The sequence below is a fragment of the Bacillus sp. BF2-3 genome, assembly GCF_008368795.1.
GTDB classification, from domain to species: Bacteria; Bacillota; Bacilli; order Bacillales; family Bacillaceae_G; genus Bacillus_A; species Bacillus_A cereus.
This window is the reverse complement of record NZ_QOSA01000012.1, coordinates 34647-56316: the sequence shown is the minus strand read 5'-3', so window position 1 is coordinate 56316 and position 21670 is coordinate 34647. Positions and strand designations below refer to the sequence as shown.

Below are 21670 nucleotides of genomic sequence, written 5' to 3'. Positions count from 1 at the left end.
TGATTTTTGTGCAACAATTTGAAGAAGTACGTTCAATTTTAGAAAAAGCGAAGAAAATTACAGTATTAACAGGCGCTGGTGCAAGTACGGAAAGTGGTATTCCAGATTTTCGTTCAGCAAATGGGTTGTATGCTGATGCGAATGTGGAGATGTATTTATCAAGAGGGTATTATAATCGAAGTCCGAAAGAGTTTTGGAAGCATTATAAAGAAATTTTTCAAATTAATACGTTCCATCAATATAAACCAAATCGTGGACATCGCTTTTTAGCTGCGCTAGAAGAACAAGGGAAAGATATTACGATTTTAACGCAAAATATTGACGGTTTACATCAATTAGGTGGCAGTAAGCATGTCATCGATTTACATGGAACACTTCAAACAGCACATTGTCCAAAATGTAAATCAGGCTATGATTTACAGTATATGATTGATCATGAAGTACCGCGTTGTGAGAAGTGTAATTTCATTTTAAATCCAGACGTTGTTTTATACGGAGATACATTGCCGCAATATCAAAATGCTATCAAACGTTTATATGAAACAGATGTGCTTATCGTTATGGGAACATCACTAAAAGTACAGCCTGTCGCTTCATTCCCGCAAATTGCAAAGAGGGAAGTAGGAGCAACAACTATTTTAGTAAATGAAGAGTTAACAGGACAGGAATATAACTTTGATTTTGTTTTTCAAAATAAGATTGGTGAGTTTGTTGAAGGGTTATCTTCAATGAAATAAGTTATCGAAAAAACTGAGGTATCTGCCTCAGTTTTTTATTTGAGTAATCACTGTTTTAAGCCATATGAAAACATTTTGATAATGTAGTAACAACATCTCTATAATTTATAAAAATCAATTTGCCCCATTTTTCTTTTAGAATAATATTCATGTTATTGTGCATTAAGGGAATGGTAATAAATAGGATGTAAAAACAAAAAACTGAAAATTAAATCTTTTATTTCTTTTATAATTAATATAAAATTCTATATATATCATATAAATAAATTTGATACATAATGATTTTGCGTAGAAATGTTAATAGAATGAAGCGAGGGAGCGAAATGAGACAGAAAAAGGAGCAGAAAAAACAATCGAAAAAGAAAAAGACTCATATTCCATTTCGGTTAAATGTACTATTTTTTATTGTCTTTCTTTTATTTTCAGCTATTATAATTCAATTAGGTAAAGTACAAATCATTGATGGAGAAACGTATAGAAATGAAGTAAACAAAAAGGAAGATGTAACGGTAAGTACTCCCGTTCCTAGAGGGAAAATGTTTGATCGGCAAGGTCACGTTATTGTAAATAATAAACCATTACGAACCGTTACATATACGAAAATGAGAGGAGTAGACTCGAAAGAAGTTTTACAAGTAGCAAGAGATTTAGCTAAGCTAATTGAAATGTCGCAAGAGGACATGGATAAGTTAACAGAGACAGATAAGAAAGATTTTTGGATGCAGTTAAATGAAAAGCGGGCAGCGGCGAAAGTAACGAAAGAAGATGAGAGTAAATTTAGAAAGCAAGAAATAGAAGGAAAAGAGTTAGATAAAAAAGTAGAAGAACTGCGCCGGGAAAGAATTACACAAGAAGAACTAAATGAGCTTTCAAAGGAAGATATAGAAGTATTAGTAATTAAAAGCAAAATGAATGCGGGATATAAAATGACGCCGCAAATCGTTAAAAAAGATGTAAGTCAAAATGAATATGCTGTCGTTAGTGAAAGGTTGGCAAGCTTACCAGGGGTAGATACGACAGTAGATTGGGAACGTGAATACCCAAATGATAAAATACTGCGCTCTATACTAGGTAGCGTTTCTAATGAAAATGAAGGATTGCCAAGAGAACAATTAGATTATTATTTAGTTCGTGATTATAATCGAAACGACCGTATTGGTAAAAGTTACATTGAAAAACAATATGAAGATGCACTACATGGAACGAAGGAACAGTCTAAAAATATTATGGATAAAGCAGGGAAGATTGTTCGAACAGAAAAAGTGACTGAAGGAAAAAGTGGAAATAACTTGATGTTAACAGTCGATATGGATTTACAGAAAAGAGTAGAGGGCAGCCTTGAAAAGAATTTACGAGCCTTTCATGCTGCAGAGCCAATGATGGATCGTGCGTTCGTAGTAATGATGAATCCGAAAAACGGTCAAATTTTATCAATGGCAGGAAAGAAAATTGTAAATAAAGATGGCGGTATGCAAATAGAAGATTATGCATTAGGAACGATGACAAGTTCTTATGAGTTAGGGTCAACTGTAAAAGGGGCTACTTTATTAACTGGATATCAAACAGAAGCGATTAAGCCGTATACACATTTCTTTGATGCGCCAATGTATTTTAAAGGAAGTTCTAAGCCGAAGAAATCGTGGAAAGAATTTGGGGATATTGATGATTTAAGAGCTTTGCAAGTGTCATCGAACGTTTATATGTTTAATACGGCTTTAAAAATGGCAGGCATTAATTATGTCCCAAACAATCCATTAGACATTAAACAAGAAACATTTAATAAAATGCGCTACTATTTTAGACAATTTGGCCTAGGTGTGTCGACTGGTATTGACCTGCCAAATGAATCAATTGGTCAAGTAGGTAGAACTGATAACATACCCGGATTTTTACTTGATTACGCGATTGGACAGTATGATACATATACGCCGCTTCAGCTTGCACAATATATTTCCACAATTGCAAATGGCGGTTACCGAATGAAACCACAAATTGTACAAGAAGTTAGAGAGCAACCGAATAGACCAGAGGATGTAGGAAAAGTCGTTCGGTCGATTGAACCAGTTGTATTAAATAGAGTGGATATGGACACTTCGTACATTAATCATGTAAAAGAAGGATTTAGAAGAGTTTTTCAAGAAGCTGACGGAACAGGTACCGGAACGTTTAAAGGTCTACCATATAAACCAGCGGGAAAAACAGGAACAGCTGAGACAGTATATGGTGGAGAAAGTGATATTGGAAGAGATGAGAACAACAACCGAAAAAAATGTTATAATTTAACTCTTGCCGGTTATGCACCATATGATGCTGATCCGGAAGTAGCTTTTTCAGTTGTTGTACCATGGGTGAATGATGATAAATCAGGAATTAATTCTGCGATTGGTAAAGAGATTTTGGATGCGTATTTTGAATTAAAAACAAATAGATCAAATGCAAATTCAATTCCAGTAGAACAACCGAACAAGGCACAGTAAAAATAGTATCACTGCATGGAAACATATTGTGCAGTGATATATTTTTTGAGTTAAAAAGCGCTTTATAAGGTGGGAATGGATATGAAAAAGGAGATTAAGAGAGGCTGGGGAAAGTACATACTATTTATATTGGTGATAGTCATAGGCTACCATTCTTTTACTTTATGTAAGGTGGAAGGGGAATCGATGCAGCCGACTTTATATGAAGAAGACTACGTATTTGTAAATAAAGCGGTAGTACGTCTTTCTAATTTACAACACGGAGAAATTGTCATTATAAAAGAAGAGGATGAATCGAAATATTATGTGAAACGTGTAATAGGGCTTCCTGGTGATGTAATTAACATAACGAACGGAAAGGTATATGTGAACGATAAAAAGCAAGAAGAACCATATACAAACAAAGATTTATTTAACAACACACAAGTGTTTTATAATTTTCAAAAGACAAAAATTCCGCCAAATAAGTTATTTGTAATGGGAGATAACCGCGAAGTAAGTAGAGATAGTCGAAATGGCTTAGGATATATTGAAGAAGATAACATAATAGGCAAGGTGGAATTTGTATATTATCCTTTTTCAAAAATGAAAATGATAGAATAAGTGGGGGATGAGCAAAACCCCACTTATTAAAGTTTCACTTTATTTTCTTTAAAAAACCTTTTGGATTAAATGATATGAAAAATTTATGTTTAGACTCGTCGATTATGAAGTTATTATTTTTAGTTAAAAACTCATCCACAGCTTCCATCGGGCCAGGACCCCAATCGGGAAGAAGCGGATTTCCATTAATGGAGGTATCTTCTACAATCATATAACTGCCAGTAGTGACGATAGATTTATATAGTAATAGTTCTTTGGAGACATGTTCTTTACTATGATCAGAATCTAAAATAACTAAAACCACATCATCAGGTTTGCGCATGCTTACAATTGTTTGGATGGCCTGCACAGAAACAGAAGATGCTGTTAAATACGTAATCCGATTATGTGATGGCCGATTTGGCTGCGGAGTTATATCGATAGTAAGTACGTGACCTTTTCCAATTAAATCTAACATAGAAGCTAAATACAGTGCACTACCACCGTGAAAAGTCCCGCATTCAATAATTAAATCGGGCTTTAATTCATAAATAATTTCTTGATACAAAAAGAGATCAGAGGGAAGTTTACAGATTGGAACCCCGAACCAGTGTGTATCGTTTAACCACACGAGGCTGTTGTAATATTGGTTTAGAAATTCATTGCTTATATTATCGATTTTAAATTCTCCTTTCTAAAAAGGATTCTCTCGTTTGACGTAAAGTGTTTACGCATGAAAGTTGTACTATATATTATGTAGTAAGGAATTGTAAGGCGAGTGTTTTTACTTGAAAATAAGCCAAATAACTCATGTGGAAAATGAAAGGAAATGATCGTATGTACAAATACACAATTTGTTTTATTAGAAAAAGCGATAAAATACTGCTATTAAATAGAAATAAAAAGCCGAATATGGGGATGTGGAATGGTGTTGGAGGAAAAATAGAAGAGAATGAAACGCCATACGAAGGAATAATTAGAGAAACGTTTGAGGAAACGGGTATAGAACTTTCAAGTGTAACGTATAAAGGGACTGTTGTTTTTAAAGGTAAAGATGAGCCCCAGGCTAGTGAAGGAATGTATGTGTTCGTTGCTGATTTTCCAGATGGAATGCAAATGAATACACCATTACGTACGGCTGAAGGATTATTAGAATGGAAAGAAATTGATTGGATATTAGATGGTGATAATAGAGGTGTAGTTAGCAACTTACCAAAATACTTACCGACAGTAATAACAGAAGAAAATAAGTTAAAACATATATTCACGTACGATAACCGGAATATTATTAATTACACAACTGCATGTTTGACAGAAGATGATGCGAACAAGCGATATGAAAAACAACTCATTTCTCAATAGAAGAGGATAGTGAAAAATCACGTTTTGTTCTCATTATATATACGAAGTGATTATATGTTTCAGAAATACAATTTATTGGTCAGAATTGTAATATGTATGATATAACTTTTCTTATGGTGAAAGCGTAGAGAACATACGTAAACGGAACAAAAAAGAGGTGGCTTTGCCGCCTCCTTTTTGTTAGCTGTGAATCGCCTTAATCATAAATCGATGTTGCTTCACATCAAAATATCCTTTTTGTAAGATAATTTCATGTATACGATATAACTCCTCATAATACCTTTCGATAGTAAAATCAGGAATTTGCCACGGAATCGCTTTTAAATAGTAGACGATAGCGCCAATATCATAAAAGCGTTGGAAAGGGAATTCTTCCTTTGCTTCTAAAATAGTAAATCCAGTTTCCTCTAACTCACTACATGCTGCTTCAAGTGACCAACTTGCAAATTCGTTATTTAGCGGTGCGTTAAATTGCTCATTAAGTTCCACACAATCAAGACCACCAACTTGTTGTGTAAGGAAAATCCCATTTTGAGAAAGGATTCTTTTTACTTCAGAAGCAGCATATGATTCATGTTGGTTTAGGATTAGATTAAACTGACCATCTTGAAATGGCAATGCAGTATCATCGTTCACCTCTACAACAGTAACCCCTAAAGGCTCTAATTTCTTTCGAGCAATTGGCACGTTTGGAGCGTAGCCCTCAGTAGCATAAATAGTTGACGGGAACGGTTGTAACATAGATAAAAACTCTCCGCCGCCAGTTCCCATATCTAGCATTGATTTAGCGCGTTGCATAAGTTGGAAAGCAGTACTGCCGTACGACCACGATAAAGGCTCGCTCTTCATTCGACCCGTTTCTGAAATGAAAGAAAAATCCCAACCGCTAAAATGTGTATTTGCACTTTCTAATAAAGTTAAAAATAATGGATCACGTTTCATAATTGTATCCTCCTATTTTGTAAGTAAATGATATGGTGAGAAAAGAAAAAAGGAGGACCTCTTATGAAAGGGGAACGGTTTTACATTTCGTGTTCGAATAGATTCATATAAATTCGCTCCTTGTGAGAATAGTAATTTATATATTCGGGATAATCGAGTGGGAATCCTTTGAAATTATGGGATAAGGTAGTTGTTTGATGAAAGATTGGATGGAGTGTACAGAAAAAGGTTGCACTCAAACTTTAGAAAAGGTATTTAGTAAACTTAAATTTCCGCCCAGCCCTTTTATGAGATATGTGATATTTCTCACTACTATTAAGTAACAATAAAGTCGTACTGTTTATAAAAGAAGTGACGTTTTTGTATCCCTTTGGATTTACTTATCTATGGGATAAGTAAAGAAGTAGACATATAAACTGAATATAAAAACGTTTTAATTCTTTGAAACATTCCATAATTTAGTATTGTTATATATGGAATAATTTATTTGTACGAAAAGAGGAATAAGATGTTTATACAAAAGTATAAGGGTTTGATGCTGGGGGTAGTTGGTGCTGTATTAGGAGTAATATCCTTTGTTTATTTTAAAGATTTAGATTATATATAAGACGGGCCTTAAGTTATTATCTGTAACATTAATCATTATAGGTCGGGTTATTGCCTGTGATTCGACCCGTTTCAATAAAAAAAGAGAATAATAACGTATAAGATTATTATTATATAAATTTAGCTTGTTGAGCATGAGGAATACTAATCTTACAAAATTGTAAGATTAGAAGTCACATAGTTAGATAGAAGTCATTAACTTATGAAAAAAACTCATCTATAATCCAGATATAAATCATTTACTAAAGGAGTATTCTAATGAAAAAAATTATAAGTTATACGGTTGTTATTGCTATTTTTATAGGAATAGGATTAGGAGTAAAACGTTATGTGCAAGGTCCAGGACAACCAGTCGATGGGATTCTAGTTAGTGGTACTGCAACTGACGTAGAAAAAGTTAAACAAGAGTTTAAAGATGACACTAAACAATCAATAGACTATAAGGTAAAGTACGTCACAACAACAAAAAGGAGTCCATTATCAGAAGAAGATAAGAAACAAAATGATACAAATGAAGAATTTGAAATCAACACTACAGAATATGCAGTTATTAATAGTTCTACCGCGGTAAAATTATTTAATAAGGGACTTCTAAGAGCTAGAAAAGATCCAAATTTAGCATCTATTATTTCTGAGAGGGTGAAAGATAAAAATAAAGTATCTAGTGATCAGAATCTATTATTTTCTTATGCGGCTAAGGATTCTATGGTTGATAATTTTGAAAATAACCAGTTGAATTTGAACGGTAAGATGGTATCTGCCCAGTATGTTAAACAGCAAATTTGGATTGGGTATGCCCCAATGAACCTTGTTATTCTAAAAGACCAAGACTATAATGCAATTTCTGAATCAGAGTCAATAATGAAATTAATTCAATTTAAAAAACGTGATTTTGATTATAAAAACAAACAAGAAGTAGATAAAGTTTTACAACAGATTGATAAGGTCTCATCGAATAATCAGTATAAAATAAACTTTGTAGAGGTACAAGACTAACTTAAAATGATAAGAAGGTGATATAAATGGAAATCGTAAGAATAGAAAATGTAGTCAAAAGTTATGGTGAAGGAAATAGTAGGGTAGATGCTTTGAAGGGCATAAATCTTTCTATACAGCAAGGGGAATTTGTATCAATCGTAGGAGCTTCTGGCTCAGGTAAAAGTACATTGTTACATATTTTGGGAGGGTTGGACCGTCCGAGTTCAGGACAAGTATTTATTGGAGAGAACAATATTTATAATTATTCAGATAATGAACTTTCGATATTTAGAAGAAGAAAAGTTGGTTTTATATTTCAGTTCTTTAATTTAATTCCTGTATTGAATGTACAAGAGAATATAGCTTTACCCACTTTACTAGATAATGAACCTGTAGATAATCCTTATATGGACGAAATTATTGAAATTCTGGGACTTCATGAAAGACGAAATCATTTACCATCTGAATTATCAGGAGGTCAGCAACAACGGGTTTCGATTGGGAGGGCACTTATAAATCGCCCACATTTAATCTTAGCTGATGAACCTACAGGAAATCTGGATACTCAAAATACAAAAGAAGTCATGGATTTATTAAGATTGACAGCAAAAAAATATAATCAAACTATTGTATTGATTACTCACGATTTAAAAATTGCATCAACTTCTGACCGTATTATTACAATTGAAGATGGCCAAATCATTTCCGATCAGTGGCTATCCACGAATAAGCCTAAGACGGGAGGAAACTAATCTTGATTGGTAATTATAAACAATTAAGCAGGAGATACTTAAAGGGAAATAAGAAACGAACAATTTTAACTTTGATAGGAATCGTACTCTCTGTATCGTTAATTTCTACAATCGGCCTATTTATGAACGGTACTCAGATTTCTCAAATCGAGAATACGAAAAAGAGGCAAGGGTATTCTTTTCATGCCGTTGTATTAAATTACGATGAATCGATATTGAAAAAAATTAAATATAACCCGCAAATTGAATCATTTGGTTTAATGTCACAGGGAGAAACAGTCCAAGTTGGAGAGGCTGCTGTACAAATGAATTTTGCTGATGATAACGCCTTGGAATTTTTAAAATACAGTATTATTAAGGGCAGATTGCCATCTAATGATCAAGAAGTTGCTGTTGATCCCTGGGTATTACCTTATATAAAAGAAAATATTCAAATAGGTGATTCATTCGAATTAAATGAAAAAAAATACAAATTGGTTGGTTTTCTAAGTGATAGTACATATACACAGGAAAATAAGGTGGGACGGTTACTAACCTATAAGAGTAAGTTTAGCGCTGGTGAAGGAAAAATATTAGTTGGAATTAGCTCAAAAGCAAACTTTAATGAGGTTTTAGAGGGACTCAAGGCCATTTCCGGAGAAAATAATATTAATATAAGTAATGAATTAATTCAATTAGAGAAACCAGGTTACAATAATTCGATTATGGCTACGCTAATTATTACAATCAGCATTGTTGTGATAGCGACAATTGTTGTGATTTACAACGCTTTTCAAATCAGTGTCGTAGAACGAACGAGGCAGTTTGGCTTGTTGAGAAGCATTGGTGCAACACGAAAGCAAATTAGACAAATCGTTCTGAGAGAAGCTACTTTTCTGGCTGTTATCGCTATACCAATTGGAATTATATGTAGCCTAATAGCACTTGCCTCTCTGCAGTTCACTTTTTCACTTTTAATGGAAAATAGTAAAGCGGTCTCGATATTTTATGTTGATTGGAATATTTTAATAATCAGTTCGATTATTACCTTGCTTTCTGTAATAGCGTCAAGTTTGTACCCAGCTTATTTTGCAGGGAAAATCTCCCCTTTGTTGGCAATTAGTAGCAGGTTGTCAATTAAAAAGGAACAAATCAAAAAACAAAAGAATTCCATGGTGAAAAAACCTTTATCTATTCCTTTGAGCATGGCTATGAAAAATGTTAAGCGAAATAAAAATCGCTATACCATTACAATCTTATCAATTATTATAAGTAGTGTGTTATTTATTACTTTCTCGTATTTAATGAGTGTTGCATTTGCATCTAAATCTTTTGATAAGTTATCTGTTAAATCGGATATTACAATTAAGATAGTGGATAATAATCCAGATCATTTAGCTGAAAGTGAACAAGTTTTGCATCAATTGAAATCACTTGAAAATATATCTAAAGTATACGAAAAACAGGAGAATAGCTTTGAAACTAAATTAAAGGATGTAACTCAATCTTCCGCGACAGTAAAGGAAATAGAAAACACGATTGGAAAAAGCTATACCATTACAATCGTAAATAATTATCAAGAAAATAAAACAAAAAAAGAAGAAAAACTTACTTTACAAGTGCTTGCATATGGTTTCATCACAGTCATTTCTTTAATTAGTAGCGTTAATATCCTCAATACTATAACTATAAGTATCATGACTAGACGAAAAGAATTGGCCGCTTTGAAATCCATTGGTATGTCACAAAAGGATTTGAAAAAAATGATTACCTATGAAGCTTTGATTTACGGTTTTTCTGGAAGTTTACAAGGAATCTTTTTTGGCTGTATATTGTCTTATATTATATATTTAGCTATATCTGATATGTTGAAAATGACATGGACGATTCCCTATGAGGCTTGTATCATTACGTTTGTTTCAGCTTTAATAATTAGTTATTTATCAGTCTTAAATCCATTGAAAAAAATTCAACAAGATAATATTATTGATAATATTAGAGAACAATAATATTATAAGCCTGGCTAGATTATAGCCAGGCTATTGTAATTGGAGTATAAGCTAGGGGAAAAAAGGAGAGGGCATACTTGAATAAAAAAATATTACTAGTTGAAGATGATGAAGCTCTTGGCATAGCCATCGAATTTTCATTGAGAAATGAAGGTTATGAGGTGATTAGAGCGTCCAGTGTAAAAGAAGCTAAACACCAGTTTGTTCACAATACATTTGATTTGTCCATCCTTGATATCGGCCTACCAGATGGTAATGGTTATGACTTATGTTTGTATTTTAAAAAGAAAAACGAGAATTCGATTATTATTTTCTTAACTGCACTAGATGAAGAAGCAAATGTGGTAATGGGGCTGGATATAGGCGGTGATGATTATATAACCAAACCTTTTCGGGTTAGGGAACTCATGGCCAGAGTGAAAGTACAATTGCGTAAACAAGCGTCGCTAGAAACGCCATCTCAAATTTTAAGATCTGAGAATATAAGAATCGATACGAACCTAGTCAAGGTTTATAAAAATTGTGAAAGTATTACATTGACGAATTTAGAATACAAGCTGCTATTGAATTTCATGAAGAATTCTCACAAAGCATTAAAAAGAGATGAACTCCTACAACAAATAACAGAAGGAGAAAATGCTTTTTTTGATGAAAACACGTTATCTGTATACATAAAGCGTTTAAGAGCTAAAGTTGAAGACAATCCTCAAAAACCACAGTTTATCGTTACCGAAAGAGGATATGGTTATCGTTGGAGCAAGGACGTGATTGGGTGAGCAAGATAATGAAAAATACCGAGTTAAAAAGCTATATGACGATACTAGCCGTCCTTTTATCTATATTTGTGATTTACCAATTTATTATTCAACAATTATTTTATGATCATTTGAAAAGAGACTCTATTGCAACATGGGGGGAAATTACAGCTAGGTTGGTAGAGCAGAATCCAGAAAATGAAGCGGAAATTATGAAAGTCTTATCAAGTCATTCGTCTCACTCAAGTAAATATCAGGAAAAAGGGACAGAGATCCTAAAGCAATATGGATTATATGAAGACTTGGATTCAAAATTTTTTCCTCACTTAAATAATCTAATTATTAATCACAATCAATTTATGATGTGGGGATTGATTGCTTTTGGATTTTTACTTTTTGTTGCAAACTACATGCAACAAAAAATTATTTTCAATAAGATTAGCCAGCTTACTAGAGCTGCAAAAAAGATAATCGAGGGAGATTACTCGGTTGTCATCAATGAAAATAAAGAGGGGGATTTCGCGAAACTGGCGATTTCATTTCGTTCAATGAGGGATATCATTAGAAAAAATATGCATGATTTGCTTGAAGAGAAACGGTTTTTAGGAGAAATGTTGCAGGATATATCTCATCAGTTAAAAACGCCGCTTTCAACTATTTCTATCTATAATGAAATGTTGTTAAATGAGAAACTATCCCGAGAGCAACAAGCTCAATTACTACAAAATAATGATATTCAGATTTCTAGAATGAATATCTTAATTCAGAATTTGTTAAAAGTAGCAAAAATTGATGCAAAAGCGATTTCGTTTGATAAAGAGCCAGGGAATTTAGTAGATACGACTGAGGAAGTACTAAATCGCTTGCAAAGCATGATAAGTGATAAAAATATTTTGATTGATTGGAATGCACCAAGAGAAATAGTCGTTATTCACGACAAATTATGGATGCAGGAAGCTTTGTTAAACCTGTTGAAGAATGCAATCGAACATTCTAAACCCGGTGGTAAAATAATGATTCAGGCCAAAAATTCTCCAATCTATACAGAACTAGTAATCCAAGACTTTGGAGAGGGAATTTCAGCTGAAGAATTACCCCATATTTTTGAACGATTCTATAAATCAAGTAGTTCTAAAAAGCACGGATCGACCGGAATTGGATTGGCACTTGTCAAAGCTATTATAGAGGCACATCACGCCTTAATTACAGTTGAAAGTGAAAAAAATGCTTATACAAGATTTACAATTATTTTTATGAAATTTTAATAACAGTTTGGTATATATTTTAATCTTTTTAATATAAAGGGGTTTTTTTATGTTTAATAGATTGAAGTGTTTTCTTTTATCTGAGAAAGACATAGTTGATACTGTGAAAAAATACAAGGAGGAAAAAATACACGTTTCCATAATAAAAGATTTTTTAGGGGATTTAATCTTAATAAGAACTTTTACATTTTTAATGTTTGTTCCAGTATCAACTTTTATTTTTTCAGTTATAATTTATGGAGCTGTTTTCTTTATATCAGGCATTAAGATTACTGTTTGGGGCATCACTATAATGTTATTAGTTCCAATAACATTACTTTTCTATATGAATATAACTAATACATCAATTATTATTACTGATTTAGTGAGAAAATTTTTATTAACCATAAAATATCTAAATCCATTTTACTCAATCATAAATAAACCTTGGCTCTTTATTTTTGAATTATTAATTGGTTTTTTATATGTATTTCTGCTATCTTTATTTTCTATTTGGATAGTATTACATTCATTAGAAATAGATTTTTCTGAATTTAGTTCGGAGGACAATCGAAGTTTTCAATTTTCAATTATTATTTTACATACAGCAATTTATTTGTTTATAAGAGTTCATGGCCAGTATTGTAAGACAACTAAGCAAAAAATTAAAAAGCTGAAAATGAAGTTTTATTTATGGTTTTGTTCTATGATTGCAAGTATTGTATATATATTTGAATCACTCTTTAATTATATGAATGGAATCCAAGCAATTTATTTTATTTTTGTTTTAATGATTGCTTTAGAAAGAACAGTGACACATTATAAGAAATTTATAGATTTTTTAGAATGTGAAAATTTGTATGAAAAATATTTTTAGAGAGAAAAGTCTTTTGAAATATAAAAAGTTATACCTACTAAATACTGGACGAGTAAAAAAACGCTATTCTTTTTCTAGAATCATAGGAAAAGATAGCGTTTTTGTTTAATATACTCAAAAACAAAAATCTTTTGGTAAATTACCATTTTTAATAACTGTTCTTAACCCATGTTTTATAATCCAAGGATTAATAGGATGCTGTTTATCACGTAATTGCTGTAACCACTGAAAAACGAGTTCTTTATCTTCTTTCGTAATATCGTTAATATGATTGGCTACAGATTTTTGAACATATTTAGAAGGGTCATTCATTAATGGTTCAAGAAGTTGTAAATTGTACTGAAAATCACCTTTTAGAGCTCCTATTTTTTTAGCCCAAGGAAGCCTTGGTCTTGTACCTTCAGAAACTAATCTCCTAATGTGGCTGTTTTCGTCATGAATCCACTGTTGTAATATGTTTAGTGTATCTTCATGGTATGTTTCAAGAAAGGGCCGAATGGCATATTCAGCAGTATTCCTTTTCGTTATTTCATACATTGCATTAAACGAGATTTTAAAATCGTTAAGCCCATATTTTTCAACGTATTTTGCAACAGGCATGTACATATATCCATTTGTAAATGTGCCTACTCCGGTTGTATTTTCTGGTCCTAATGTTTTCAGTAATATATGTATTGCGGCATTAAAATCTTTTTGTAAAGCATTGTGTAATTCATCTGCAATTACTTCAATACGCTGTTTTAACTCTAAATTTTCAACTTTACAAGCTACAGAATCTACAAAGATGCTTTTAGAGAAACAAGGATCGTGTTTACAAATAGAATCAGCTATTTTTTCTGCTAATTCTTCATTAAATAAAAATTTTAACGGAACATATTTACCCATTTTTTCACCTCGGTGGTCAAATGAAAACAATTTTTATTTTTTAATCGACAATCCATAAACCAAAGTCTCACTCGGAGTCGTAATACTAAAACCTGTCGTCTTATAGTCAAGCTTCACTGTATCACCAGTGTAGTCTTTCGTAAATGAATCCATTTGTACGATAAGCTCCGCATCTTCATATACAACATCATCTGCGTTAAATGTATCCCAAATTAAATCGACATCAACGAAAATACTACAAGAGTTTGTCATTGTTCCTCTAATGCGAATGATCTTTTTGTCTTCACGTTCTAATCTATGTATAGCTGCTTTTGCTTCATCAGTAATGCGAATGTTCATTGTATCCCAACCTTTTATTTATATTTCTTCTATTATGGCAAAAACAGGAGCAATAGGGAAGGAAAGAGGTTTGCAACAAAAAACGAGCAAACAAATTTGTTTGCTCGTTTCACTTTATTTTAGTTCACATTTATCAAGTGGAATCACTTTTGTTTTTTTCGTAAATTTATATCCTAACCATAGTACTAAGAAGAGTGGTAAACCGATGTAAGAAACGAGTACGCCATTCCAATCGATTGATTCACCCATAAATGCGCCGTAGTTTTGTCCTAAAATTACGATGATACAAAGTGTAAATGCGAAGATTGGACCAAATGGGAACCATTTTGCTCTATATGGTAAGTCTTTCAAATCTTTTCCTTGTGCAATATATGCTTTACGGAAACGGTAATGACTAATTGCAATGCCGACCCAAGCGATAAAGCCAGACATTCCTGATGCATTTAATAACCAAATGTATACAACACCGTCACCGAATAAAGAAGCAATGAAAGCGATACTACCGACAATTGATGTTACGATTAATGCGTTAACAGGTACACCGCGGCTATCTAATTTACCAAGAAACTTTGGTGCTTTTCCTTGGCGAGCTAAATCCCAAAGCATACGAGTTGATGCATACATACCAGAGTTACCAGCAGATAGTACTGCCGTTAAAATAACAGCGTTCATAACAGAAGCAGCAAAGGCAACGCCCGCTTTTTCAAAAATAAGTGTAAACGGACTTACTGTAACATCACTTGCAGCAAGGCTTTCAGTTGTATAAGGAATTAATAAACCGATAACGAGAATTGCAAGGATATAGAATAAAAGAATACGCCAAAAGATTGAACGAATCGCTTTCGGAATATTACGCTCTGGATCAGAAGTTTCACCAGCAGCTACTCCTAATAGTTCAGTACCTTGGAATGAGAAACCAGCTGCCATAAACACACCGATAATTGCCATGATACCGCCGTTAAATGGTGCATCTGCAACAGTGAAGTTTTTAAATCCAACCGTTTCACCGCCCATAATTCCAAAAATCATCATGAAACCAACAATTAAAAAGATAATAATCGTAACTACTTTAATAAGTGCGAACCAATATTCAGATTCACCAAACCCTTTAACAGATAAATAGTTTAAAAGGAAAATAATAGCTAAACATAATCCGCTCCAAATAAGAGAAGGGGTATCTGGGAACCAAAATTTCATAATTAATGTTACGGCTGCAAGTTCAGCAGCAATCGTAATTGCCCAGTTATACCAATAGTTCCATCCAAGTGCAAAGCCAAGTGATGGATCAACAAATTTTGTTGCATACGTACTAAAAGATCCAGTAACAGGCATGTAAGCTGCAAGTTCAGCTAAGCTTGTCATTAAAAAATAAACCATAATTCCAATTGCGGCGTATGCAATTAATGCGCCACCAGGTCCAGCTGTATGGATGACACCACCACTGGCAAGAAATAGTCCGGTACCAATTGTACCACCGAGAGAAATCATCGTAAGGTGACGAGATTTTAACCCGCGTTTTAATTCACCTTGTCCTTGTGTAGTTTGCGTTTTAGAGGTAGATTGATTTGTTGCGCTATTCATGTTCAACACTCCTTTTCTTGTAGGTTAGGAAGGAGCGGGGGAGAAAAATACAAAAAACCGCCAAAGGAATTTGGCGGAACGTTTCACAAATAACCACCCCATCATACCCTTCCGTTAAGATAGCACCCCACGTTTACACGGTAATTTTGTAAACGTGACAGTTCTGTTCCTTTCGGAGACAGCCCCAGCTCATATTTCCAGAGAAGAAATATAAACTTCGGCAACTTTTCCTTTCAAACGGAGTCAGCTGACATTCTCTGTGTCTCGTCCGTTTTACTATTAAAAGTCGCAACCTCTACCTCATCGGATTGATGAGGATTTATATATTGCTAAGATTTTTAATATATGGCAATTGTAATGACTTTCTGAATATATTGCAAGATATTTTGTTAGGAAAAGTCAAAAAATATCGGTTATTGTATAGGAAACGCTTGCAAAACTCCACCCGAACCTACTATTATGTAGCAATAAGCAAAGAAAAAATTGTTATACAAATGTTTCGCAAAAAATATTGAAAAACCCTCTAAATTAAAAGAAAATTCAGAAAAATATAATTCGACATTCATAATAAAGTCATATTATTTGTTATAATTAGGGTAACGTTTAAGCAAAAAGGGGAAATCAAAATGAAATTAGAAACAGAAAGGCTCTATATAGTGCCGTGTACAGAAGAGAGGATTCAAGTCGCTAACGAGCAAGGATACAATAGCGGCCCGCATATTGTAGGGCATGTAAAGAATGTAAAAAAAGATGCAACTTTATTACCATGGGGGGCGTGGTATGTTCTTCGAAAAGAAGATGATAGCGTTTTAGGTGATATTGGGTTTAAAGGGAAACCAAACGAGAATCAAACAGTAGAAATTGGCTATGGATTCATTGAGAAATATTGGAATCAGGGCTATGCAACAGAAGCTGTAAAAGAACTAATCGATTGGGCTTTCAAAACAGGTGAGGTAGAAACAATAATTGCAGAGACACTTCTAGATAATTATAGTTCGATGCGTGTTTTAGAAAAGTTACATATGAAGAGAGTAAATGCTACAGAAATGATGATTAATTGGAAAATAGAAAAATAAAAAATACCGCTCTAAATTGAGCGGTATTTTTTATAGTTATGGTAGCATTTGCTTCTGATCATTCGGATACTCAGCCGTTGACGTATTAGGACGATTGGAATGATTACGAACAGCAATGAAAATAGAAATAATAACGACAAGACCAACTGCAACGTAAGAAAGTGAAATAATAGTTGGATCCACTTTAAATGTAGTAAGCAGTGTACGAATGTTTGTAAAGATAATAAGACCACCAACTAATACGCCAAGTAAATGAGAAGGAACGATGCGAACTAGCCATGCCGCGATTGGTGCCGCTACGATACCACCGAGCATGAGAGAAAATACCCAAATCCAGCTTACTTGTTCCCAGCCAAGTGAGATGAAGAAGCCGATTGTTGCAGCGAGTGAAACAGGAAATTCACTCGTATCTACAGATCCAATAACTTTTCTAGCTTCATTTCCTCTTGCTAGAAGAACAGGTGTCGTAATCGGCCCCCAACCACCGCCACCAGTTGAATCAACGAATCCAGCGAATAAACCAAGCGGCACAAGTTGTTTTGCAGACATACGCTTATTTGAAGTGACAATTTGTTTTTGAATGATGAATCGTAATAAAATATAAACCCCTAAAGTAAATAAAAATACGGAAATGTACGGTTTAATTACATCACCAGGTAAATTGCTTAAAAAACATGCCCCAACAAATGCGCCGATTGCCCCAGGTAATGTAAGCCTGGAAACTGTATATTTATCAACGTTTCCAAATTTGATATGAGATGCGCCAGAAGCTGCAGTTGTAACGACTTCAGCTAAATGAACCGATGCGGAAGCTACAGCCGGTGCAATACCAAACATTAATAATAGTGAAGTAGACGTTACCCCATACGCCATTCCGAGTGCTCCATCGATCAGTTGAGCGAAAAATCCAATAATAGCAAAGACAATTAATTTCTGCATAAATAATCCCCCTGTAATAATAAATGAAAAAGACACTTTTCCCGTATGAGAAAAGTGCCTTTGGTTTTTCCAATCAGCAATAATTAAATTTGTTTCATTATAATACATATTAATCGTATAAATCAACTAGGTTTTAAAGTTTTTGAATTGAATGAAAGAAAAATAAAATATACAATAAAAGGATGGAGAGAAAGGGGAGAAAGAATATGTTAGCATTTGATCATCTCGTTCACGCAGTGCAATATACACCGGAGGAAGCGGCAAAACAAATGCAGGAGCTTGGATTTCATACTGTATTAGGCGGAGAGCATACTACTTGGGGTACTTGGAATAGTTTAAGTTATTTTGACTTATCATACATAGAATTTTTAGCAGTTCAGCATGAAGAAAAAGCGAAAGAAGCAGAAAATCCATTAGTACAAGAAACAGTGGTGAAACTACAAAATGGAGAAGGAATGCTACAAATCGCGATCCGAACAGATGCAATTGAGGAGCTAGCAGTTAACTTTAATAAGTACGGCTTACATACGATAGGGCCATTTGAAGGGAAACGCATGAGAAAAGATGGCCGGCTTTTAGAATGGAAAATGTTATTTGTTAAGCAAGAAGAGAACGGACCGAAATTACCTTTCTTTATACAGTGGAATGAAACGGACGAAGAAAGAAGAAACGATTTACGTAACAGTGGGATGATCACTGAACATAAAAACAAAGTGCAACAAATTGAAACGATTCATTACGCAGTAAAAAACGTTCGAGAAACAGTAAGGAAATGGAAAAAAGTAATGGGACTATCTACAAGCTCAGTTGTGAAAAATGAAAAATGGAATGCTGAGAGTCAAAGTGTAGTGTTTGGAAATATTCATGTGCAGTTTTGTGAACCGATTGGAGAAGGGCTAGTACTAGAACATTTGAATAAGAATGGCGAATATCCATTTGCAGTAGAGTTTAAAGGTGGAGATAAACGAGAGCATGAAGTGCTAGGTAGTTTGTACATATATTAATAGAGGTGAACGTTGTGAAAGAAATGCTTAGGGAGATAGAGAGAATACTAGAATGGCCTCGTATGTTAAAAGCGACTGTTATTTCAAAAGGCTTTTCATTCGATGAGAAATATAAAATTGAATTAGAGAGTGGGGCCTCGTATTTTATTAAAGTATGCGATTCATCATATTTTGAACGGAAGCAGGAAGAATATGAATATATGCAGCAGCTAGATTCTTTACATATTCCTATGCCAAAATTAATTCATTTTATTAGTCTTACTAAATTCAATAAATGTGTACAAGTTTTTGAATGGATTGATGGATTAGATGGTGAAGATATATTAAGAACGTTGTCTACAGAAGAGCAGTATAGGGCTGGAAAAAAGGCTGGAGAAGTACTAAAAAAGATTCATTTAGTTGAAAAAGAAGATAAAAGTAATTCATGGGAAATGTCTATATGGAGTAAATATGAGAGATACTTAGAAGCGTTGAAAGAATATGAAGTAGACTTTTTTCGTTTAAATACAGTGATAGATTTTGTAGGAAATCATAAAGATTTATTGAAAAATCGTCCCATCGTATTTTTACATGACGATTTTCATCCGGCTAATATAATGATTGACCAAAATGAGTTTCGGGCTGTCATTGATTTTGCTAGATTCGATATTGGTGATCCTATTCATGATTTTTATAAAGTAGCACTATTTACAACGAATATAAGCAAACCATTTGCGGTTGGACAAGTTCACGGTTATTGCGGAGGAGAACCTGATCTACATTTTTGGAAACTGTACTCATTATATGCAGCAATGATATTCCCGGCTGATATCGTATGGACAAACCGAAGCACACCATATTTATTAGATGATATGAAGGAAAGATTAAATGGAATTTTAGAAGATCATAATGATTTTTCATCCTATATTCCAAAATGGTATCAATCAAGCGAATTTAATAAATAAAGGAGTAATTTATATGGATAAAATAGCAGTAATTTCAGATATTCACGGTAATATTCAAGCATTAGAATCCGTGTTGAATGATATTAAATTAAGAGGAATCGAGCGCATTATTTGCCTTGGAGATTTAGTAGGAAAAGGACCTCATTCCAGTGAAGCAATTGAAATCATTCGTAAAGAATGTGAAGTAGTCGTAATGGGAAACTGGGATGATTTTATTACAAAGCCGACTGAATTTGAAGCATTAAAATGGCATCAAAAACAATTATCGGAAGAACAAAATGATTATTTAAGAAGTTTACCATTTTCAATCGAATTTTTTATGAGTGGAAAACTCATTCGTATGTTTCACGCTTCACCGAGAAGTTTATATGAAAGAATTCAACCACACGCTTCAAGAGAAGAACGTATTAGTATGTTCGAAAATAGTGATCTGACAGAAAATATAGAAGGAGAAAGAAAACCAGATGTCGTTTGTTACGGCGATGTTCACCAAGCGTTCGTTCAAAATTTCAGAGGGAAAACGTTATGTAATGCCGGTAGCGTAGGAAACCCACTTGAAATAACGCAAGCTTCCTATTTAATATTTGAAGGAACATATAATGAAAAAGAAGCGGCGAGCTTTTCTATTCAACTTGTACGAGTACCGTATGATATTGAATTAGCTATCAGATTAGCAGAAGAACTCGAAATGCCAGAAATTGAAGAGTATAAGCAAGAGTTACGGACGGCCTTATATCGGGGGTTTAAGGGGAAGTAAGCTAATAATATATCAACGATTTTTCAAATATATCTATCATAACTTAAAATATATCAACGATTTTTTCGATATATCAACGATTCGACAAAGGATATCGATTTACCGACAAATAGTGACATGAATTGTTACTTATAATTATATTATGTAAACTAATTATAAAGGGAGATATCATGAACCGAAAACAACGAATCAAAGAAATTGCAGATCATATTGTAAAGCTAAACTTAACCTATCCAACAAGAGTTGGAGTAAGTGGTATTACAGCATCAGGAAAAACAACATTTGCAAACGAATTAGCGGAAGAAATAAAAAAACGAGGATTACCAGTAACACGCGCCAGCATTGATGATTTTCATAATCCAAGAGTGATTCGCTATGCAAAAGGAAAAGAATCTGCAAGAGGGTATTATGAAGATGCACACGATTATACAGCTTTCAAAGAAAGATTATTAATGCCTTTAGGACCTAACGGGAATTTACAGTATGAAACGATTTCTCATAACTTAATAACGGATATGTCTGTACATAATGAGCCGCTATTGGCCACGCAAAATATGATATTAATAGTAGATGGAACGTTTCTATTGAAAAAAGACGTTGCGTATTTATTTGATTACAAAATCTTTGTAGATACAAATTTTGAGATTGCGAGAAAACGTGGTGCTAAGCGGGAAACTGAAGCTTTTGGAAGTTATGAAGAAGCAGAGAAGATGTTTTTGAACAGATATCATGCGGCCTGTAAGTTGTATATAGATGAGCATAATCCGAAAGAACTTGCAGATGTTTTATTTGAAAATAGTAAATTTGATGATCCAGTAGTTCTATTTAAAAGACATTAATACAGT

General features: G+C 33.5%; 21 protein-coding genes and 1 riboswitch. Of the genes, 15 read left to right on the top strand and 6 right to left on the bottom strand.

Going from position 1 to position 21670, the window contains the following annotated elements:
* Positions 1 to 8 precede the first annotated feature (8 nt).
* The 3 genes from DN401_RS11500 to lepB all read left to right on the top strand — a co-directional run bounded on the left by DN401_RS11500 (position 9) and on the right by lepB (position 3817).
* Entirely contained in the window at positions 9 to 737 is a 729-nt protein-coding gene (locus DN401_RS11500) for an NAD-dependent protein deacylase (RefSeq protein ID WP_001183793.1), read from the top strand.
* Between the two features lie 323 nt (positions 738 to 1060).
* Entirely contained in the window at positions 1061 to 3214 is a 2154-nt protein-coding gene (locus tag DN401_RS11495) for a peptidoglycan D,D-transpeptidase FtsI family protein (protein WP_001249191.1), read from the top strand.
* An 81-nt stretch (positions 3215 to 3295) separates the two neighbouring features.
* A complete protein-coding gene (gene lepB, locus DN401_RS11490) occupies positions 3296 to 3817 on the top strand; it encodes a signal peptidase I (RefSeq protein ID WP_002094069.1) in 522 nt (173 codons plus the stop codon).
* Between the two features lie 34 nt (positions 3818 to 3851).
* Here lepB and DN401_RS11485 read toward each other — a convergent pair whose 3' ends face one another.
* Positions 3852 to 4475, bottom strand: coding sequence for a cephalosporin hydroxylase family protein (locus DN401_RS11485; RefSeq protein ID WP_265736937.1), 624 nt, complete (start codon positions 4473 to 4475; stop codon positions 3852 to 3854).
* 158 nt (positions 4476 to 4633) lie between these two features.
* Between DN401_RS11485 and DN401_RS11475 the strand changes: the two genes are divergently transcribed.
* Complete coding sequence (locus DN401_RS11475) at positions 4634 to 5158, top strand: NUDIX hydrolase (RefSeq protein WP_002182860.1); 525 nt, start codon at positions 4634 to 4636, stop codon at positions 5156 to 5158.
* Positions 5159 to 5338: 180 nt separating this feature from the next.
* Here the strand turns inward: DN401_RS11475 and DN401_RS11470 are convergent, their stop codons facing one another.
* Positions 5339 to 6100 (bottom strand): class I SAM-dependent methyltransferase, encoded by a 762-nt coding sequence (locus DN401_RS11470; RefSeq protein WP_000817573.1) that lies wholly within the window; start codon positions 6098 to 6100, stop codon positions 5339 to 5341.
* Between the two features lie 864 nt (positions 6101 to 6964).
* Between DN401_RS11470 and DN401_RS11465 the strand changes: the two genes are divergently transcribed.
* The 6 genes from DN401_RS11465 (at position 6965) to DN401_RS11440 (ending at position 13300) form a co-directional block, all read left to right on the top strand.
* On the top strand, positions 6965 to 7702 hold the full coding sequence (locus tag DN401_RS11465; protein ID WP_000720910.1) for a lipoprotein BA_5634 family protein: 738 nt from the start codon (positions 6965 to 6967) through the stop codon (positions 7700 to 7702).
* 26 nt (positions 7703 to 7728) lie between these two features.
* Positions 7729 to 8436, top strand: coding sequence for an ABC transporter ATP-binding protein (locus tag DN401_RS11460; RefSeq protein WP_000407086.1), 708 nt, complete (start codon positions 7729 to 7731; stop codon positions 8434 to 8436).
* 2 nt (positions 8437 to 8438) lie between these two features.
* Entirely contained in the window at positions 8439 to 10424 is a 1986-nt protein-coding gene (locus tag DN401_RS11455; protein ID WP_000580036.1) for an ABC transporter permease, read from the top strand.
* 77 nt (positions 10425 to 10501) lie between these two features.
* Positions 10502 to 11200 carry a response regulator transcription factor gene (locus tag DN401_RS11450; protein WP_001035093.1) on the top strand — a complete coding sequence of 233 codons (699 nt, stop codon included), beginning with the start codon at positions 10502 to 10504 and terminating at the stop codon, positions 11198 to 11200.
* A gap of 8 nt (positions 11201 to 11208) precedes the next feature.
* On the top strand, positions 11209 to 12444 hold the full coding sequence (locus DN401_RS11445; RefSeq protein WP_000798887.1) for a HAMP domain-containing sensor histidine kinase: 1236 nt from the start codon (positions 11209 to 11211) through the stop codon (positions 12442 to 12444).
* A 49-nt stretch (positions 12445 to 12493) separates the two neighbouring features.
* Positions 12494 to 13300 (top strand): hypothetical protein, encoded by an 807-nt coding sequence (locus DN401_RS11440; protein WP_000483291.1) that lies wholly within the window; start codon positions 12494 to 12496, stop codon positions 13298 to 13300.
* A 114-nt stretch (positions 13301 to 13414) separates the two neighbouring features.
* On the opposite strand, the gene DN401_RS11435 is transcribed toward DN401_RS11440, so the two are convergent.
* The 3 genes from DN401_RS11435 to DN401_RS11425 all read right to left on the bottom strand — a co-directional run bounded on the left by DN401_RS11435 (position 13415) and on the right by DN401_RS11425 (position 16105).
* Entirely contained in the window at positions 13415 to 14185 is a 771-nt protein-coding gene (locus DN401_RS11435) for a DNA alkylation repair protein (RefSeq protein WP_000521694.1), read from the bottom strand.
* A 33-nt stretch (positions 14186 to 14218) separates the two neighbouring features.
* Entirely contained in the window at positions 14219 to 14524 is a 306-nt protein-coding gene (locus DN401_RS11430; protein WP_002026004.1) for an iron-sulfur cluster biosynthesis family protein, read from the bottom strand.
* 114 nt (positions 14525 to 14638) lie between these two features.
* Complete coding sequence (locus DN401_RS11425; protein ID WP_001083395.1) at positions 14639 to 16105, bottom strand: amino acid permease; 1467 nt, start codon at positions 16103 to 16105, stop codon at positions 14639 to 14641.
* 112 nt (positions 16106 to 16217) lie between these two features.
* Positions 16218 to 16411: riboswitch (Lysine riboswitch) on the bottom strand.
* 320 nt (positions 16412 to 16731) lie between these two features.
* Between DN401_RS11425 and DN401_RS11420 the strand changes: the two genes are divergently transcribed.
* Complete coding sequence (locus DN401_RS11420) at positions 16732 to 17181, top strand: GNAT family N-acetyltransferase (protein ID WP_000764606.1); 450 nt, start codon at positions 16732 to 16734, stop codon at positions 17179 to 17181.
* Positions 17182 to 17217: 36 nt separating this feature from the next.
* Here the strand turns inward: DN401_RS11420 and DN401_RS11415 are convergent, their stop codons facing one another.
* On the bottom strand, positions 17218 to 18228 hold the full coding sequence (locus DN401_RS11415) for a sulfite exporter TauE/SafE family protein (protein WP_002041401.1): 1011 nt from the start codon (positions 18226 to 18228) through the stop codon (positions 17218 to 17220).
* Between the two features lie 98 nt (positions 18229 to 18326).
* Here DN401_RS11415 and DN401_RS11410 point away from each other — a divergent pair, with 98 nt between their 5' ends.
* From DN401_RS11410 to DN401_RS11395, 4 genes are all read left to right on the top strand, one after another.
* Complete coding sequence (locus DN401_RS11410; RefSeq protein WP_000879130.1) at positions 18327 to 19124, top strand: VOC family protein; 798 nt, start codon at positions 18327 to 18329, stop codon at positions 19122 to 19124.
* 14 nt (positions 19125 to 19138) lie between these two features.
* A complete protein-coding gene (locus tag DN401_RS11405; protein ID WP_000661756.1) occupies positions 19139 to 20068 on the top strand; it encodes an aminoglycoside phosphotransferase family protein in 930 nt (309 codons plus the stop codon).
* 13 nt (positions 20069 to 20081) lie between these two features.
* Positions 20082 to 20825: a metallophosphoesterase family protein gene (locus DN401_RS11400; protein ID WP_000357656.1), complete on the top strand. Its 744-nt coding sequence runs from the start codon at positions 20082 to 20084 to the stop codon at positions 20823 to 20825.
* A 170-nt stretch (positions 20826 to 20995) separates the two neighbouring features.
* A complete protein-coding gene (locus DN401_RS11395) occupies positions 20996 to 21664 on the top strand; it encodes a nucleoside/nucleotide kinase family protein (RefSeq protein ID WP_001080563.1) in 669 nt (222 codons plus the stop codon).
* Positions 21665 to 21670: the final 6 nt, after the last annotated feature.